Raw genomic sequence first — 17,998 nt, 5'->3', positions numbered from 1 at the left:
ACGGGCCCTTCGCGTTTTCCATTCGGGACGGTATGCTGCCGAGGCATGAAACGACGGATACTCTCCGTCATCGCGTTACATCATCCACGTTTCCTGGAGGGGGAATATGAGTCTGGAACGACCCTGGCTGCAGAGTTATCCCAAAGGCGTACCCGCCGAGATCGACGTCAACGAGTTCCATTCGGTCTCGGCCGTCTTCGACACCTCGGTGGCCAAGTTCCGCGACCGCCCCGCCTACTCCAGTTTCGGCAAGGTTCTGACCTACGGGGAAACGGACGCACTGGTCGAACAGTTCGCCGCCTACCTGCTCGGTGAGCTGCAGCTCAAGAAGGGCGACCGCGTTGCCCTGATGATGCCCAACTGCCTGCAGTACCCGATCGCGACCTTCGGCGTGCTGCGTGCCGGCCTGACCGTGGTCAACGTCAACCCGCTGTACACCGCCCGCGAGCTCAAGCATCAGCTGGTGGATTCCGGCGCGGCCGTGCTGGTGGTGGTCGACAACTTCTGCGACACCGTGCAGCAGGTCATCGCCGATACCCCGATCAAGCAGGTGGTGACCACCGGCCTGGGCGACATGCTGGGCGCCAAGGGCATCGTGGTGAACTTCGTGCTGAAGTACATCAAGAAGATGGTGCCCAACTACAGCCTGCGCGGCGCGATCCGCTTCAACCAGGCACTCAAGCTCGGCAGCCGCCACACCCTGCCCAAGGTCGAGATCGACCACGACGATGTCGCCTTCCTGCAGTACACCGGCGGCACCACCGGCGTGGCCAAGGGCGCGATGCTGACCAACCGCAACCTGGTCGCCAACATGCAGCAGGCCTCGGCGTGGATTTCCGCCTCGGGGATCGAGATGGGCAAGGAGGTGATCATCACCGCCCTGCCGCTGTACCACATCTTCGCGTTGACGGCGAACGGCCTGGTCTTCATGAAGTTCGGTGGCTGCAACTACCTGATCACCAATCCGCGCGACATGAAGGGCTTCGTCAAGGAGCTCAAGGCGACCCGCTTCACCGCGATCACCGGCGTCAACACGCTGTTCAACGGCCTGCTCAACACCCCCGGCTTCGACGAGATCGACTTCTCCTCGCTGAAGGTCACCCTGGGTGGCGGCATGGCGGTGCAGCGCGCCGTCGCCGAGCGCTGGAAGAAGGTCACCGGCGTGACCCTGGTCGAGGCTTATGGCCTGACCGAGACCTCGCCGGCCGCCTGCATCAATCCGCTCAGCCTGGCCGAGTACAACGGCGCGATCGGCCTGCCGATTCCGTCCACCGACGCCTGCGTCAAGGATGACAACGGTCAGACCCTGGCGGCCGGTGAAGTCGGCGAGCTGTGCATCAAGGGCCCGCAGGTGATGAAGGGCTACTGGCAGCGCCCGGAGGACACCGCGCAGGCGGTCGATGCCGAAGGCTGGCTGCACACCGGCGACATGGCGCGGATGGATGAGCAGGGCTTCTTCTACATCGTGGACCGCAAGAAGGACATGATCCTGGTGTCCGGCTTCAACGTGTATCCCAACGAGGTTGAAGACGTCATCGCGATGATGCCCGGCGTGCTCGAAGTCGCCGCAGTCGGCGTGCCCGACGAGAAGTCCGGCGAAGTGGTCAAGGTGGTCATCGTCAAGAAGGACCCCAACCTCACCGCCGAGATGGTCAAGGACCACGCGCGTGCCAACCTGACCGGCTACAAGCACCCGCGCATCGTGGAGTTCCGCAAGGAACTGCCGAAGACCAACGTCGGCAAGATCCTGCGCCGCGAACTGCGCGATACGCCCGCGCCGTAACGGTTCCCCAACGGCTGCATCTTCACAGGGCCCCTGCCGGCAACGGCGGGGGCCTTTTGCATTGCATGAGATGCCGGGGGTGTAGGATCGCGGCGTGTGGACCCGTCAGGCCCGCCGCCCACCGTCCTCCCAGCGGGCCAGCCTCCGAGGAAATCGCCATGAGCACCATTGAAAAGCTGCCCGTCAATCATCGCTACGCCACCATCCGCACCGCGACCACCGGCAACGACGATGCCCATTGGCTGTACATGCATGCCGATGCCTCCAGCGGCATCCGCCCGTGCTGCCGGAAGGACATGCTCGATGAGATGTGGAATTTCATGAGCGCGATCACCCGCACCCCCGCCGAACGCAACAGCGGCAAGCTGCGCCACTTCGTGCTGGCCTCCGATGCGAACGCCTACAACCTGGGCGGCGATCTGGATCTGTTCACCCGGCTGATCCGCGAGGGCAACCGCGACCGCCTGCTGACCTACGCGCAGCGCTGCGTGGAAGGCGTGCACCACCTGCACACCGGCTTCGGTGGCGACGTGCGCTCGATCGCGCTGATCCAGGGCGACGCGCTCGGCGGCGGCTTGGAGATGGCGCTGGCCTGCCACACCATCGTGGCCGAGGAAGGCTGCGGCATGGGCCTGCCGGAAGTGCTGTTCGGCCTGTTCCCGGGCATGGGCGCCTACTCGTTCCTGTGCAAGCGCGTGGCCCCGCAGCTGGCCGAGAAGATCATCCTGGACGGCCGCGTGTATTCCTCCGAAGAGATGTACGCGATGGGCGTGGTCGACGTGCTGGTGCCCAAGGGCCACGGCGTCAAGGCGGTTGAGGATCTGATCCGTCAGCATCAGCGCATTCCGCACTCGTACCTGGCGATGAATGCCGCGCGCAATCTGGCCCAGGCCGTGCGCTATGACGAACTGCTGGAGATCACCAAGGTGTGGGTCGATTCCGCACTCGCCCTGGGCGACAAATCGCTGCGCACCATGGACCGCCTGATCAAGGCCCAGACCCGCCGCGCCACCCTCGACGTCGCCTGAGTCCTCCCCTCCCCTGTGTTGTTCAAGCCCGGCTGCCGCCGGGCTTTTTTTCAGCGCATGTCGCCGCCGTCGTCGGCCTGCCCCTGCGCCTTGCGCTGGGCGCGTGCATCCAGTGCCTGGCGACCTTCCTTGATGCCGGTCTGGAGCAGGGTCATGCGCTGGCGCCACTCGCTCTTGAGCTGCCAGTCAGCCATGCGCATCAGATCGCCCGCACGGTTCGCCACCCGGACCAGGCCCAGGTTGCTGGCCACGCCCTTGATCGCATGCGCCTGCTCGCGGAAGTGCACCCAGTCGCCGCGCTCGCCATCGGCCAGCGCCACACCGATGCACTGTTCGGCGTCGGCCAGGCATTGGCGGATGAACTCGCGCTCGAAGCCATCGCCCATGCCCAGCGAGGCAAGCTCGTCCAGCACGCCCGGATCGAGCACGCCATCCAGGGCGGTGGCGGTGCGCACGATCGGTGCGCTGGCCTTGAGCTGGCCGTTGGAGGCGATGTCGGCCAGCACGTCCAGCAGCCGCACCGCGACCAGCGGCTTGGCCAGGAAGGTGTGCGCACCGGCCTGGGTGCAGCGCTGGATCGCTTCGGGTGTCACGTCGGCGCTGAGGACCAGCACCGGCGTGCGTGGCCCACCGCCAGCCTGCATCACCCGCAGTTCCTTGAGCATGTCCAGGCCGCTCATGCCGGGCATGTGCAGGTCGACAATGGCCGCATCGAAGTCGCTCTCGGCCATCGCATCGAGCACCGCTTCGCCGCCATTGACGCACAACACCTTGTGGCCGGCCTTCTGCAGCAGCCGCTGCAGCACCATGCGGTTGGCCTCGTGATCATCAGCGACGAGGATCTGCATGCTGCGCACGCGGGCACGATGGCGCAGGAACGGATCGGCAAACGCGATCACATTACCGCTGCTGTCCGGCAGCCCATCGCCGACCAGGGCGGGGGTAACCGTGCCCAGCGGCACGCGGGGCGGCGCGAACGGCACCTCGAACCAGAAGTGGCTGCCCTGCGGTGGATGGTCCTCGTAGCCGATCTCTCCGCCCATGGCCTCGACCAGGCCCTTGGCGATGGTCGTGCCCAGGCCGGTGCCTTCGTGGCGCCGGGCCATGCTGACATCGGCCTGCTCGAACGCTTCGAACAGACGCGGGCGCATTTCAGCGGCGACGCCGATGCCGGTATCCAGGATATCGAAGCGCAGCCGCACGCCGCCGTTGGATTCGGCGTTGAGCACGCTCACCCGGATTTCGACCCGACCATGGTCGGTGAACTTGACCGCGTTGCCGGCCAGGTTGAGCAGGACCTGGCGCAGGTGCCCGACGTCACCGCGCAGCAGCGGCGGCACGGTCTCGGCCACCTTGACCCGGTAGTCCAGCCGCTTGCCCTTCGCCTGTGGCAGCAGGATCAGGCCGATGGCCTGGATCACATCGGCCAGCGCGAAATCCTCGGCGTTGACGCGCAGCTTGCCGGCTTCGATGGCCGAGATGTCCAGCACCTCCTCCACCAGCGCCAACAGGCTGCGTGAGGAGGCCTGGATGGTGTTGACGCACTCGCGCTGCTCTTCATCCAGCTTGGTGGTGGCCAACACTTCGGTCATGCCGGACAGGCCGTTGAGCGGCGTGCGGAACTCGTGGCTCATGTTGGCCAGGAAGCGGCTCTTGGCTTCGTTGGCACGGCGTGCCTCGGCCATGGTCCGGGTCAGCTGGCGCAGCAGCGTGGAGAAATACAGTGGCACCGCGGCCAGGCCCAGCCACAGACCGAACGCCAGGCGTGCGTTCTGCCCCCAGTACGGCGTCAGCAGCGCGGTACAGCCGAAACTCACCATGGCCATCGCCACGGCCACGTAAAGATAGTTGTTGCCGAACCGCATGCCGTTGCCGACGGTCACCCACATCACCACGATGTAGACCCAGGCCAGCGGCTCGCCCATCTGCACCATGCCTGCCGCGATCAGGCCGTAATCAGCCAGCATGCCGGCCACGCGCCGTGGGTCCGAGCGCCCCGGCCGCCAGAGCAGCCAACCAAACAGGCCCAGCGACAGGGTCAGCCCGGTCAATACGATCGCCAGCACGCCGTGGTACTGCGCCGACGGCAGGTCATGGCGCGGGCCGGGCATGAGGACATACAGCAGGATCACCGTGATCAGCGCGATCCGGACGATCGCCTGGCCATGCTCGGAATCCGGGCGTTGCGCCAGACGTTGCTTCAGGCGCGGGTACAGACGGCGCATATCACATCCCCGGGCGGGATGACGCGGTGGAGTGCTGTGCGCAGATGTCCTCGAGCTGGAGACGGCCGCGCATCAGGGCATCGACGCAGCGCGGATCGAACAACCGTCCACGCTGGGCGTACAGATAGGCCAGCGTGGCTTCCATGGTCCATGCTTCCTTGTACGGACGCGGTGAGATAAGTGCATCGAACACATCGGCCACGGCCACGATGCGCGCTTCCAGCGGAATGGCGTCACCGACCAGCCCATCCGGGTAACCGCTGCCGTCGTACCGCTCGTGGTGACGCAGCGCGATCAGCGCGCCCACCTGGATGAAACGATTCTGGCTGCCACTCAACAGTTCATAGCCGATGCGCGGGTGCCGGCGCATGATCGCCTGCTCCTCATCGTTCAACTTGCCCTGCTTGAGCAGCACAGCATCGGGAATGGCGATCTTGCCCATGTCGTGCAGCGGCGCGGCCATCTCGATCAGCTTGACCTCTTCCTCCGGCAGCCCGAGCTGCTCGGCGATCAGGCCGGCCACGTGCGCCATGCGCTCCAGGTAGGCGCTGGTGCCGGCATCACGGAACTCGATCGCACGCGCCAGCCGCGAGAGCGTTTCGCGCTCGCGCTCTTCCACCTCGTGCATGCTGGCCAGCAGGCGCTGCTCCAGCGACAGCGCGCGTTGCTTGACGTTCTCCGACTGCTGGCGCAGCTGCAACAGGTTGTAGCAGCGCGCACGCAGTTCGCGCGGGCGGATCGGCTTGACCAGGAAGTCGATCACGCCGGCTTCCAGCGCGGCTTGGCGGATCGGCTCGTCGCCGACCACGGTAATCAGGATCACCGGGATGTCACGGTGCTTGGGCAGGCGACGGAAACGGCGGGCAAACTCCAGCCCATCCATCTCCGGCATGCGGTAATCGAGCAACAGCAGATCCACGGCATGCGACTCGCACCAGGCGAGCGCCGTCAGTGGATCGCCGAAGTCGTGCACGGACAATTCCGGCGCGATGTCCTCGATGACATGGCGCAGCATGGTACGCGCGGACGTCTGATCGTCAACGATGACAATATTCAAGGCTGCTTCTGCCTTCTTCCTTGACCACACTGGAACATGCTGCGGAGAGGATACTCCGCCGCTCTGGACACTGGCACCTTGCATGGGTCCGCCTCCCGTCATGAACACCCCAGTTCATGATCGTCGTCACAGTGTGATGCCAGTGTAGGCACCTCCTGCAACCCGTCATGGTCCGTGGCCATCACGCCATAGCACCTGGCTAAGGCCACGCAGAAACCATACTCGCGCGGCCACGGGAGCGGAACCCCCATCCGGACGTGCCCCAAGCACGCCCGGACGTACGTCTCAGTTTTCGGGACGCATATACGGGAACAGCAACACGTCACGGATCGAGCTGCTGCCGGTGAGCAGCATCACCAGCCGGTCGATACCGATGCCCAGGCCGCCGGTCGGCGCCATGCCGTACTCCAGCGCGCGGATGTAATCGGCGTCGTAATGCATGGCCTCGTCATCACCGCCCTCCTTCGCCGTGACCTGGGCCTGGAAACGGGCTGCCTGGTCTTCCGGATCATTCAGCTCGGAGAAGCCGTTGGCCAGCTCCTTGCCGTTGATGAACAGCTCGAAGCGGTCGGTATAGCCCGGCTGGTCATCATTGGCACGGGCCAGCGGCGAGACTTCAACCGGGTGGTCGGTGATGAAGGTCGGCTGGATCAAGGTGTGTTCGACCGTGGCTTCAAAGATCTCCAGCAGCAGCTTGCCCCAGCCATAGGACGGCTTGATGCGGATCTTCAGGCGCTCGCAATGGGCCACCAGCGCATCGCGATCGGTGCAGTCGGCCGCACTGATCTCCGGGTTGTGGTGACGCACCGCCTCGTCCATGCGCCAACGGCGGAAGGCCGGGGCCAGATCGATCGTGGCGCCGTCCCATTCCACCGTGGTGGTGCCCAGCACCTTGCTGGCCACGTCACGGATCACGCCTTCGGTCAGGTCCATCACTTCGGTGTACGTGGCGTAGGCCTCGTACAGCTCCATCATGGTGAATTCCGGGTTGTGGCGGGTGCTGACGCCTTCATTGCGGAAGTTGCGGTTGATCTCGTACACGCGCTCCAGCCCACCCACGACCAGGCGCTTGAGGTACAGCTCCGGGGCCACGCGCAGGTACAGGTCCAGGTCCAACGCGTTGTGGTGGGTGGTGAACGGCTTGGCCGTGGCGCCGCCGGGGATGTAATGCATCATCGGCGTTTCGACTTCCAGGAAGTCGCGGTTGTCCAGCCAGGCGCGCATGGCGCGGATGATCCGCGAGCGCTTGATGAACACCTCGCGCGACTCCGGGGTCACGATCAGATCGACGTAGCGCTGGCGGTAGCGCTGCTCCACGTCGGCCAGGCCATGCCACTTGTCCGGCAGCGGGCGCAGCGACTTGGTCAGCAGGCGGATGCTGGTGGCCTTGACCGACAGCTCACCGGTCTTGGTGCGGGTCAGCCCCCCCTCCACGGCGATGATGTCACCCACGTCCCAGCCCTTGAAGGCGGTGTAGGCCTCACCCAGGGTGCTGCCCTGCAGGAACAGCTGGATGCGGCCGGACTCGTCCTGGATCTGGGCGAAGCTGGCCTTGCCCATCACGCGCTTGGCCATCAGGCGGCCGGCCATCTTGACCTGGCGGTCACTGGCTTCCAGTGCTTCGGCGGTCCACTGTTCTGCATCGGCGAACTCGGCCTGCAGGGTGCCGGCGAAATGCTCGCGGCGGAAATCGTTCGGGTAGGCGATGCCCTGCCCGCGCAGGGCGGTCAGTTTCGCGCGGCGCTCGGCGATGAGGCTGTTCTCGTCGACGGGGGGCTGCGGCGCGGCGGTCTGATCGTTCATGGCGTGGGTCTATGTATGTCGGGGGGAGGTACGGTCCCCGCCATCATGCCGATGGTCGGGGCGGAATGCGAAACCGGGCGTGGCCCGGGCACAACGGATCGGGGCCGCACGTGGCGGCCCCGACGGTCAGGCGTCGGTGCGTTTGGCACCCACGGCCAGGCCGGACTTCAGGCTGGCTTCGACGAATTCGTCGAGGTCGCCATCCAGCACCTTCTGCGTATCGGAGCGTTCGATGCCGGTGCGCAGGTCCTTGATACGGCTCTGGTCGAGCACGTAGTTGCGGATCTGGCTGCCCCAGCCGATGTCGGACTTGGTGGCTTCCACCGCGTCGCGCTCGGCGTTGCGCTTCTGGATTTCCAGCTCGTAGAGCTTGGCGGCCAGCATCTTCATCGCGTTGTCGCGGTTCTGGTGCTGGCTGCGGCCGGTCTGGCAGGCCACGACCGTGTTGGTCGGGATGTGCGTGATACGCACCGCCGATTCGGTCTTGTTGACGTGCTGACCACCCGCGCCGGAGGAGCGGTACACATCGGTACGCAGGTCGGCCGGGTTGATGTCGATTTCGATGTTGTCGTCGACTTCCGGCGACACGAACACCGAGGTGAAGCTGGTGTGGCGGCGGTTGTCCGAATCGAACGGCGACTTGCGCACCAGCCGGTGCACGCCGGTTTCGGTCTTCAGCCAGCCATAGGCGTAATCGCCTTCCACGCGCAGCGTGGCCGACTTGATGCCTGCGACGTCGCCGCCGGAGACTTCCATCAGCTCGGTCTTCCAGCCACGCGATTCGCACCAGCGCAGGTACATGCGCAGCAGGATTTCGGCCCAGTCCTGGGCTTCGGTACCGCCGGCACCGGCCTGGATGTCGACGAAGGCCGCCGCAGTATCCATCTGCCCGGAGAACATGCGCTGGAATTCCAGCTGTTCGACGTGCTTCTGGTACTTGTCCAGATCACTGACCACGGCCAGGGCGGTTTCTTCGTCCTGTTCGCTTTCGGCCAGTTCCAGCAGTTCGCCCGACTCGGTCAGGCCGTCGAGGATCGTGGCGATGCCGCCGACGGTCTTCTCCAGATTGGCGCGTTCGCGGCCAAGGTTCTGGGCGTACTCGGCGTTGTTCCAGATATCCGGGTTTTCCAGTTCCCGGGTTACTTCTTCCAGACGCTCTTTCTTGGCGTCGTAGTCAAAGATACCCCCTGAGCGAGAGCACGCGATCGGTGAGATCGGTGATGCGCTGGCGGACAGGATTGAGCTCGATCATGTCGGCGATTAATGCATGCGAAAAGACTGTGCATCATAGCCTATCCGGGCCTTGCCCGGCCAAGCCCGCGGGGTGCCGGCCCCCGTGCGCATTGACCTCACGCCGCCCCCTGCACGGCCAGCGCCTGCCGGAACGAGGGCAGCTGGCGGCGGCTGCACGGCACCCGGCCGCCATCGTCCATGTGCAGCAGGGCCTCGCCCCCGTCCAGCGGCTCGATCGAGACCAGGTGCCGCACGTTCACCAGCCAGCTGCGGTGGGCACGCACGAAGATCCCCGGATCCAGTCGCTCTTCCAGCGCCGCCATGGTGCTGCGCAGCGGGTAATCGTGCCCGCGCACCCGCAGATTGACGTAGTTGCCAGCGGCCTGGGCGTACTCGATATCACCGGTGGCGACCAGGAAGTCGCGGCCCAGCTTGCGCACCAGGAACCGCTCCGGACGCTCCACGGCGTCCACCGGGGGAGCATCGTCCGGCGCGGCCAGCAGATGCGCTTCGCCCTGCCGGCGCCGCCCGAACCAGCTGAAGAAGTGCTCGATCGCCACGAAGGTGAAGAAGGCACGGACATCCTTGAGGTACTCGTACAACAGGCGTACCGGCCAGGTGGCATCGTCCTGGTAGTGGTAGCCGAGCGCGGCATAGGCGAGATGGCGCAGCCCCATCATCCCGGTGACATGCACCAGCGACCACGCCACGCTGGCCAACAGATACAGCGGCAGCCGCCGCTTCCAGGTATCGGCGTGCAGCGGCCAACGCTGGCAGCCCCACCACAGGACCGGCAGCGTCAGCAGGATCATCGTGACGCTGCTCAGCTCCCAGATCATCGGCTGCCACAAGCCCAGGTCCTCGCCACGGCGACCCGCATCCATCACTTCCACCAACGCATTGGCTACCGCGGTGGTCAGCAGGATCACCGACCACACCAGCATCCGCGCACCCGGCCGCCACCGCGCGGCACGTCCGTTCGCCATTGAATCATCCATTTGCAAAGGGTCGTCAGGGTGTCTCATCCCCGCATGGTAGTGCGCCCCACCCGTCCCTTGGCGACCGCCATTCGTCACTTGGCGCCGACGGCAGCTCCCTTTGGCATGGCGGACCGCGCAGCGTGGACGCTCCTTCCTTCGCTGTCTCGACCATGCCACGCCGCCACGACATCGACGCCCTGCGCGTGCTCGCCTTCGCCCTGCTCATCCTCTATCACACCGCCATGGCCTACGTGGATGGCTGGGGCTTCCACCTCAAGAGCGAGTACACCGCCGAATGGCTGCAGTGGCCGATGCTGCTGGTCAACCGCTGGCGGATGCAGCTGTTGTTCCTGCTTTCGGGTATCGCCATCGCCTTGATGCGACCAGAGGTGCACATCGCGCGCTTTGCCGTGCTGCGCACGTGGCGGTTGGTGCTGCCGCTGCTGTTCGGAATGTTCGTCGTGGTGCCGATCCAGCCTTACGCCGAGGCGCTCACCAACGGGCATATCGAACCCGGCTTCGGCGCCTTCCTGCTGCGCTACTGGCAGATGCCGGCCTGGCCCCAGGACACGTTCGCCGGGTGGCAGCTGCGCATCACCTGGAACCACCTGTGGTATCTGGCCTACCTGTGGGTGTACACACTGCTGCTGGCGCTGCTGATGCCGGTGCTGGCGACCCCTGCGGTGCGCCGCGCGGTGGAGCGCTTGGCCCGGGCGCCGGCGCCGATGCTGATCGGATTGCCCTCGCTGCTCTCCTTCGGCTGGGTGGCCTGGCTCGATCCCCGGTTTCCCTCCACCAACCTGCTGTTCGGCGATTGGTACCAGCACGCCAAGTACGGCACGGTATTCCTGGCCGGCTATCTGCTTGCCCGCGCCACTCCGTTCTGGGCACGCGTGGTCGAGCTGCGCCGGCTCACCCTGGGGGTGGCGGTCTTTGCGGCGTGCTGGTACTTCGGCATCCGCATCCTGGGGCGGGTGTTGCCGGCCGATTCCCTGTTGCGGCACTGGCCGGACAGCATCTGGACGGTGCAGGTGATGGCCAGCCAGTCGCTGTACCTGTGGGCCGTGCTGCTGACCCTGCTCGGCTGGGCCAAGGTGTACCTGGATCGCCCATTCCGCTGGCTGCCGTACTGCACCGAGGCGGTGTATCCCTGGTACATCCTGCACCAGAGCCTGATCATCGCGCTGCTGTTCTGGCTCAAGCCGCTGCATCTTGGGCCGTGGTGGGAGCCGCTGCTGGTCGTGGCCGGGACGGTGGCGGGCTGCCTGCTGCTGCACGAAGGGCTGATCCGTCGCGTCGCCTGTTTGCGCCCTCTTTTCGGACTGCGCCGGCAGCGGTTGCAGGGCCAGAGTCCCACCGCCGTTGGAGCAGCAGCGGGATCGCCGCGGGCCGGCCAGGCGGCTACTTCACCTCGAACTCCCCGACCAGCACCGTCTCCGCCCGGTCCTTCAAGCGCAACGTGACCTGCTGGTCGCGCTGGTCGCGGCTGCCCCACCTGGTGCTCAGGCGCAGCATCAACGTGGTGGCGCCGGTGACCAGCTGCTCGCGGCTGCCGAAGTAGTTCGCTTCGATCTTGTAGGTGCCGGGCTTGGCATCACGCAACGAGAACTGCTCCGGGCCATAGCCGCCGGTGAAGTCCTGCGACATCTGCCCGCCCTGGTAGGTCAGCCGGTTGCCGTAATACGCGCGCTCGCCATTGGGATCGGTGACCCACAGGTCCATGTCGCTGTTGTCGCTGTCCCAGCTCAGCACCACGCGCAGGTCCAGCGGCATCGCGCGGCGCAGGCGCGGGTCGATGGCCGAAGCGTCGACGCGCTCGCGTGCGATCAACCGGGTCAGTTCATCCAGCGCGATCAGCGAGATGCCGTCGAAGCGACCCTCCCACGGGCGCACCACCACTTCATACAGCGATGCCACCGCCGCCTGGTACTGCCCGGCTGCTTCCAGCGCCAGGCCGAGGTCACGGAAACTCTGCGGCTCCTCCTCGCCCATCGCCAACACCTGCCGGAACACCGGCACAGCCAGCGCCGGCGCCTTGGCCTGCATCAGGCGATAACCGAGCACGCGCAGCACGTGGCGGTTTTCCAGGTCCATCTCGGCGAGGTTGGAGAGCACGCGCAGCGCGAGATCACGCTGTCCGCTGGCCAGCAGCAGATCGGCCACGTCCAGATAGAAGGCGCTGCTGCCGGCGTGCTGTTCGCGCTCCTGCAGATACAGCGGATACAGTTGCGCCGGCGTGGCATCGCGCAGGCGGCGTGCATAGGCCGAATCCGGTGCCCACGGCGCCAGGGTCAGGGTGATCTGACCGCTGTTGGCTTTGGGGGCCGATTTGGCGAAGCGCGCGCTCGAGGCGTCGGCCTGGCCTGCGACCAACGAAGCCGTCATCTCCACCCTGTCCAAGGCCATCGAAGCCGAAGGCGCCGGCGGTGGCGGCGCCATCGCCATGGCGACCGGTGCGGCGACGGACCGCGATTCCGGCTTGGGCCGCGGCGGCGCATCCTTGGGCCAGCGCGTGTTCCACCACTGTTCGCGCTCGGCGAACTGGCGGGCGATGCCATCCAGGCGGCGCTTCTGCTCGGTGGCCACGTCGGCCACCGTCAACGCATGGCGCTGGTCGTAGGCCGCGCGCAGCGGTGCCGGCGGGCGGATGCCGTAGCGCAGGTAATCCTCCAGCGTCTCCAGCACCAGCAAGGACGTATCGGCGGTCACCACGCCGAACCGCTCCGCCAGCGCTTGGGCGTCCTGCGCCCTCGCGGGGTCCGCCGCCAGGGCCGCCAAGCGGGCATTCGCCCACGCGTGGGCGACCAGGCCGCCTTCCGCCCCCCGTGCGTTCGCGACGTTGAGGGTGATCGGCTGCGGATCGCTGCCGCCACCGCGCAGAGACAGCAGCACCGTTGCATCGGGACGCAGCACACGGCCGGTGACACGGATCCAGCCCTGTGTGGCGCTGGAGACATCCACGCCCACGTCCTCCACGCCACGTCCCACGACATCGGCCACGTCGACCGGTTGCTGGAGCAGCAGCGGCATCACGCTTGGCACCTCCGCCTCGCTACTCACCTGCAGCAGCTGACCGTGATGGGCGCTGGTCCAGGCGCGCAGGCGCGGGGTGTCGGTCTTCGCACCGGCGCTGCTCAGCGCATACAGGCGTTGATTGGGCGACAGGGTGGGCAACGTCTGGCTGCCGTAGTTGGCGAGGCCATCGCTGACCAGCAGGTACTCGCCGATGGCCGGGTTCGGCATCCAGTCGCCCAGCGCACTGGCGCCATCGTTGGGCAGTGCCTGCAGGTTCTCGCGCAGTGCTGACCAGTCGCCCTTGTTGACGGTGAACTCCCGCGGCGTTTCGCTGCGGTCACGCAGCACGGTCAACTGGACCTGACCGGTGCCGAGGGCGTTGAAGTAGCGATCCAGCACCGCCAGTTCGGCCGCGCGGTCGCGTGACCCTGCCGAGCCCGACGCGTCCCAGAGCAGGCCGATGCGCCGAGGCAGAACTCGCGGCGCAGTGGACGCACGCACCGGCACGCTGGCCAGCAGATAGCGCTGCCCCTCATGCAGGCCGGTGACCACGTCAGTGCTGCGCGCGAGCGGAAGGCTCCATTGCAGCTGTGCAGGCAGATCCGCGCCGCGCCCCTGCCACTGCGCCGCATAGGCGCCGGTCTTCACTGTGAATCCCAGTGGATTGGCGCCCACGGCGACCGGCTTGCCCGTCCCGCTGGCCTCGAGCTTCACCGTCACCTGCTCGGCCTGGCGTGCGAAGAACACGGGCAGTGACCACTGCAGGCCCTGCGGAACGGTCGGCAGGCTGTCGCGCAGCACCAGACGGACGCGACGCTCACCACGCGCCGGGATGGGATAGAGCCGCAGCCGGAACTGATTGCCGGCGGTCTGTTCCAGCAGCCCCGGATCCACCTGGCGGCGCTCGATCGCCTCGAACACCTGGCGGCCCTGCGCCTTGGGGACCGGCACCGCGTCGCGCAGCTCACCGTCGATATCCAGTGCGAACCCGGCCACCTGTTGGCCCGCGGCCAGCGGGAATGCCAGCTGCCCTTCCAGCACCCGCGCGTTGGGATTGTGGAAGGTCAACTCGATCGTGGTTTCACCCAGCCCCGCCATGACACGGCTGTCGATACGGGCCTCGGTCAGCCGCACCGGCACCTCGGCGCCGGCCACCTGCAGGATCGGTGGTCGTGGCGGCGGCAACCGCCGCGGCTGGGCGTGCACGCTGGGCAGCTGCCAGCACAGCAGCGCGAGCAGACCGATACTGCGCAGTGCGAGTCCCATGTGACGCTCCTGATCCGATGACACCTCATTGAACGCACGGCGCACGAGAACGGGGTTGAGCGGCGGCAATCGCCTGTTCCGGTCATGGACGCCTCATCCGTGCTGGGCCAAGATCGCCCTCCACGGATTGATGGACCAAGGATGCCGCATGCGCCTGTTGTTGACCGCCCCGCTGTTGATGGGGCTCACCCTGCCCGGTTACGCCGCCGCCCCCATCGAGGGCGTGACGTTCACCCACCACGACTGGACGCTGGCCTGCGACAACACCCGTACCTGCCGCGCCGCCGGTTATCAGGCCGACGACAATGGCGGCGACCCGGTCTCGATCCTGCTCACCCGCGCGGGCGGGCCGGACCAGCCGGTGCAGGCTGAGCTGATGCTCGGCCAATACGACGACAACACCGCCACCCGGCGGCTCAGCCTGCAGATCAACGGCACCTCGCTGGGCCCGATGCAGTTCGACGCCGCCGATGGCACCGCCACCTTTTCCGCAAAGCAGCTCGCTGCCCTGCTTACCTCGCTGACACGCAACAGCCGCATCGAGCTTGTCGGCGACGATGGCGCGCGCTGGACGGTCTCTGATCAGGGCGCCTCGGCCGTGCTGTTGAAGATGGATGCGTTCCAGGGTCGCCTTGGCACACCCGGCGCGTTGATGCGCAAGGGCACCCTCGCCGAATCCTCGGTGCCGCCTGCACTGCCGGTGCCGGTCGTGCAGCTGGGCAAGCCGGTGGCAACCCGCCCGGCGGACACCGCGCTGGCCGCATCGCCGGCGCTGCGTGCCGCCCTCACAGCAGTGACTTCAGCCGACGATTGCGAGGCGCTGGGACCCAGCGGCAGCCTGTCACCCGGCGAGGAAGCCGAAGCGCTGACGGTGCAGCGGCTCAGCGCCGACAAACTGCTGGTCTCGCTGAGCTGCTGGCGCGGCGCGTACAACACCGGTGACGGCTATTGGGTGATCAACGACCGCGCGCCGTACCAGCCGCGGCTGGTCACCACGGCAGCGGTCGGTGATGAGGTCCGCACCATCCAGGAGGCGCACAAGGGCCGTGGCCTTGGCGATTGCTGGTACTCCACCACCTGGGGCTGGACCGGCACGCAGTTCGTCAGGACCGCCGACAGCAGTACCGGGTTATGCCGCCTGGTGTCCGCCGGTGGCGCCTGGGAAATGCCGACGCTGGTGACCAAGGTGCAGGAGTAAACCACTCGATCGACGCGATCACCGTTGGTCCGGCGATGCTCAGTCGTCGCCGTCTTCCCAGCCGTCGAACGGGAACAGCGCGGGCAGGATCGTCTCCATGACCGCCATGCTCTGCATCACGGCGTGGTCGGCCGAGTACGGGCGCGAGAATACGGCGTGATGTGCGTGCACAGGCCTGTCCGGTGCGCTGGACAGGTGTTCGACGTAGGCCGCCAGCAGGCGTTGCGCGGCCTGTTGGCGATCCGAGCCATCCGGCGCCACGCGCAGCGCTGCATGCACGGGACGCAACGCGGCGGGATCGGGCAGCTGGCAGGTATACGCCAGCGTACCGGTCTGATCGTCGGCATCCCGGTAGTCGTCCGGGTCGTCCGAAGCCTGGTAGGCCGTGGCCACGCAGCGGGTCCTGCTCAGCCGCGCCATCACCGCGGCAACCGCATCGTCGACTGTGATCGGACCGGAGGACGCGCCGTCTCCGCCCTCGATCCGTGCGGCCAGTTCCTGCCGCAACAACCATGCCACGCTCTGGCGCGAGCCTTCCAGGTCGGGGAATTCGAATCCCTCGCGGGCGGAGAGTTCGGTGCGTGCGGTCTGGTCACCCTGCAGCACGATGCGGCTCTGCAGATCGAAACGTTCGATGGGCGACAGGCGCAGGTGGGTCTGCGCGGTGCGGCTCAGGTCAGGCATCCGCGCAGTGCTCCACGATCAGCTGGATCGCGCCGCCGCCCCGATAGTCATCGCTGACCAGCCGGTAGGCAATATGCACCTCGTTGGCCGGCGCATTGCCGGTCCACCCACTGAAGTGGATGGCGCTGACCGGCTCGGCACGGCCCGGCACGCGCAGACTCAGCTTCAGGTGCTTCTCTTTGAGCACCTGCCAGCGCGCGACCTGGAAGTGACCATCGAACAAGGGCTCCGGGAAGCCCTGGCCCCACGGCCCGGCCAGACGCAGCGCCTCGGCATGGGCGAAATCCAGCTCCTGCGGCAACAGCTCGCCATCGGTCAGCAGCAGCTGCTGCAGCGACAGCGGATCCAGCGTGCGCTCCACCACGTCCACGAAGGCCTGCTCGAACGCGGCCAGCTGCGCGTGCGGCAGGCTCAGGCCCGCAGCCATGGCGTGGCCACCGAATTTGTCGATCAGGCCCGGGTGCGCCGCGTTGACCAAGGCCAGCGCGTCGCGGATATGGAAGCCGGGAATCGAGCGCGCCGAGCCACGCAGCGAGTCGCCGCCGGGCTCTGAAGGTGCGAACGCGATCACCGGCCGGTGCAGCCGATCCTTCATCTTGGACGCCACCAGCCCGACCACGCCGGGATGCCATTCGGCATCGAACAGGCAGGCCGCAACCGGGCGCACGCCCTCGGCGCTGAGCACTGCACGGGACACTGCCAGCTCCGCGTCGTCGGTCATCAACTGCTGGACCGCACGGCGCTCGGTGTTGATCGACTCCAGCGTCGTGGCGATCTCACGCGCGTGGGCGCGGTCTTCGGTGAGCAGCAGCTCGATGCCCAGCGCCATGTCTTCCAGCCGGCCAGCGGCGTTCAACCGCGGGCCGAGCGCGAAACCGATGTCGCTGCCGGTCAGCCGCGAGGCGTCACGCCCGCTGGCTTCGATCAGCGCCTGCAGGCCGACGCAGCCCTTGCCGCTGCGCAGCCGGCGCAGGCCGGCCGAGACCAGGGCGCGGTTGTTGTCATCCAGCGCGACCAGATCGGCGACCGTACCCACCGCGACCAGGTCCAGCAGGGTCAGCAGGTCCGGCTCTGGTGCCGTGGCATACGCACCCTGCTCGCGCAGGTGGCGGCGCAACGCCATCAATACATAGAAGATCACCCCGACGCCGGCCAGTGCCTTGCTGGGGAACGCATCGCCGCTGATGTTGGGGTCGACGATGGCATCGGCCGGCGGCAGATGTTCGCCCGGCAGATGGTGATCGGTGACCAGCACCTTCCAGCCCAGTGCCTTGGCCGCGTTGACGCCAGCGTGGCAGGCGATGCCATGGTCGACTGTGACCAGCAGGCCTGGATTGAGCGGGGCCAGTTCGGCCACCAGCGATGGCGACAACCCATAGCCATGCAGCATGCGGTTGGGCACCGCGTGCACCACATCGCGCGCGCCGAGCATGCGCAGACCGCGCACCCCGACCGCACAGGCGGTGGCACCATCACAGTCGAAATCGCCGACGATCAGGATGCGTTCGTTGGTGGCGATCGCATCGGCCAGCAGCGTTACCGCGGCCTGCATGCTGCCCAGCAGATCCGGCGCATGCAGCTGGGCCAGCTTCGGCTGGGCCTGCGCGGCATCGGTCACCCCGCGCGCGGCGTACAACCGCTGCAGCAACGGCAACATGGATGACGGCCACTCGCTGACGGCGGCGGCAGGACGGCGCTGGATACGGGGTGCTTCAGACTGGGTCAA

At 66.9% G+C, this 17,998-nt stretch carries 12 protein-coding genes; 4 read left to right on the top strand and 8 right to left on the bottom strand.

What is annotated here, in order from left to right; translation table 11 throughout:
- The first annotated feature begins 106 nt into the window (after positions 1-106).
- Positions 107-1,783 carry a long-chain fatty acid--CoA ligase gene (locus K4043_RS00975; RefSeq protein WP_265307862.1) on the top strand — a complete coding sequence of 559 codons (1,677 nt, stop codon included), beginning with the start codon at positions 107-109 and terminating at the stop codon, positions 1,781-1,783.
- Between the two features lie 158 nt (positions 1,784-1,941).
- A complete protein-coding gene (locus tag K4043_RS00970; RefSeq protein WP_123729163.1) occupies positions 1,942-2,811 on the top strand; it encodes a crotonase/enoyl-CoA hydratase family protein in 870 nt (289 codons plus the stop codon).
- A gap of 50 nt (positions 2,812-2,861) precedes the next feature.
- On the opposite strand, the gene K4043_RS00965 is transcribed toward K4043_RS00970, so the two are convergent.
- From K4043_RS00965 to K4043_RS00945, 5 genes are all read right to left on the bottom strand, one after another.
- Complete coding sequence (locus tag K4043_RS00965; protein ID WP_265307861.1) at positions 2,862-5,036, bottom strand: ATP-binding protein; 2,175 nt, start codon at positions 5,034-5,036, stop codon at positions 2,862-2,864.
- Position 5,037: 1 nt separating this feature from the next.
- Entirely contained in the window at positions 5,038-6,177 is a 1,140-nt protein-coding gene (locus tag K4043_RS00960) for a two-component system response regulator (protein WP_123729161.1), read from the bottom strand.
- Between the two features lie 201 nt (positions 6,178-6,378).
- Positions 6,379-7,896, bottom strand: a complete 1,518-nt coding sequence (gene lysS / locus K4043_RS00955) for a lysine--tRNA ligase (RefSeq protein WP_123729160.1) — start codon at positions 7,894-7,896, stop codon at positions 6,379-6,381.
- Between the two features lie 126 nt (positions 7,897-8,022).
- A protein-coding gene (gene prfB / locus K4043_RS00950) for a peptide chain release factor 2 (protein ID WP_123729159.1) occupies positions 8,023-9,148 on the bottom strand; the annotation gives its coding sequence in 2 pieces (ribosomal slippage) (positions 8,023-9,072 and positions 9,074-9,148; 1,125 coding nt in all).
- A 97-nt stretch (positions 9,149-9,245) separates the two neighbouring features.
- Positions 9,246-10,115: a LytTR family DNA-binding domain-containing protein gene (locus K4043_RS00945; protein WP_265307860.1), complete on the bottom strand. Its 870-nt coding sequence runs from the start codon at positions 10,113-10,115 to the stop codon at positions 9,246-9,248.
- A gap of 164 nt (positions 10,116-10,279) precedes the next feature.
- On the opposite strand from K4043_RS00945, the gene K4043_RS00940 reads away from it, so the two are divergent.
- Entirely contained in the window at positions 10,280-11,572 is a 1,293-nt protein-coding gene (locus tag K4043_RS00940) for an acyltransferase (RefSeq protein ID WP_265308518.1), read from the top strand.
- Here the strand turns inward: K4043_RS00940 and K4043_RS00935 are convergent.
- Positions 11,511-14,390: a VIT domain-containing protein gene (locus K4043_RS00935; RefSeq protein WP_265307859.1), complete on the bottom strand. Its 2,880-nt coding sequence runs from the start codon at positions 14,388-14,390 to the stop codon at positions 11,511-11,513. The genes K4043_RS00940 and K4043_RS00935 overlap by 62 nt on opposite strands.
- A 148-nt stretch (positions 14,391-14,538) precedes the next feature.
- Here K4043_RS00935 and K4043_RS00930 point away from each other — a divergent pair, with 148 nt between their 5' ends.
- Positions 14,539-15,588: a DUF1176 domain-containing protein gene (locus K4043_RS00930; RefSeq protein ID WP_265307858.1), complete on the top strand. Its 1,050-nt coding sequence runs from the start codon at positions 14,539-14,541 to the stop codon at positions 15,586-15,588.
- A 39-nt stretch (positions 15,589-15,627) separates the two neighbouring features.
- Here K4043_RS00930 and K4043_RS00925 read toward each other — a convergent pair whose 3' ends face one another.
- Both K4043_RS00925 and recJ read right to left on the bottom strand, forming a co-directional pair.
- Positions 15,628-16,272 (bottom strand): hypothetical protein, encoded by a 645-nt coding sequence (locus K4043_RS00925; RefSeq protein WP_265307857.1) that lies wholly within the window; start codon positions 16,270-16,272, stop codon positions 15,628-15,630.
- Complete coding sequence (gene recJ / locus K4043_RS00920; RefSeq protein WP_265307856.1) at positions 16,265-17,929, bottom strand: single-stranded-DNA-specific exonuclease RecJ; 1,665 nt, start codon at positions 17,927-17,929, stop codon at positions 16,265-16,267. The genes K4043_RS00925 and recJ overlap by 8 nt, the downstream gene beginning before the upstream one ends.
- Between the last annotated feature and the right edge of the window lie 69 nt (positions 17,930-17,998).

The sequence above is a fragment of the Stenotrophomonas sp. SRS1 genome (assembly GCF_026130205.1).
Classification (GTDB): domain Bacteria; phylum Pseudomonadota; class Gammaproteobacteria; order Xanthomonadales; family Xanthomonadaceae; genus Stenotrophomonas; species Stenotrophomonas rhizophila_B.
This window is presented reverse-complemented; position numbering and strand designations above follow the sequence as displayed.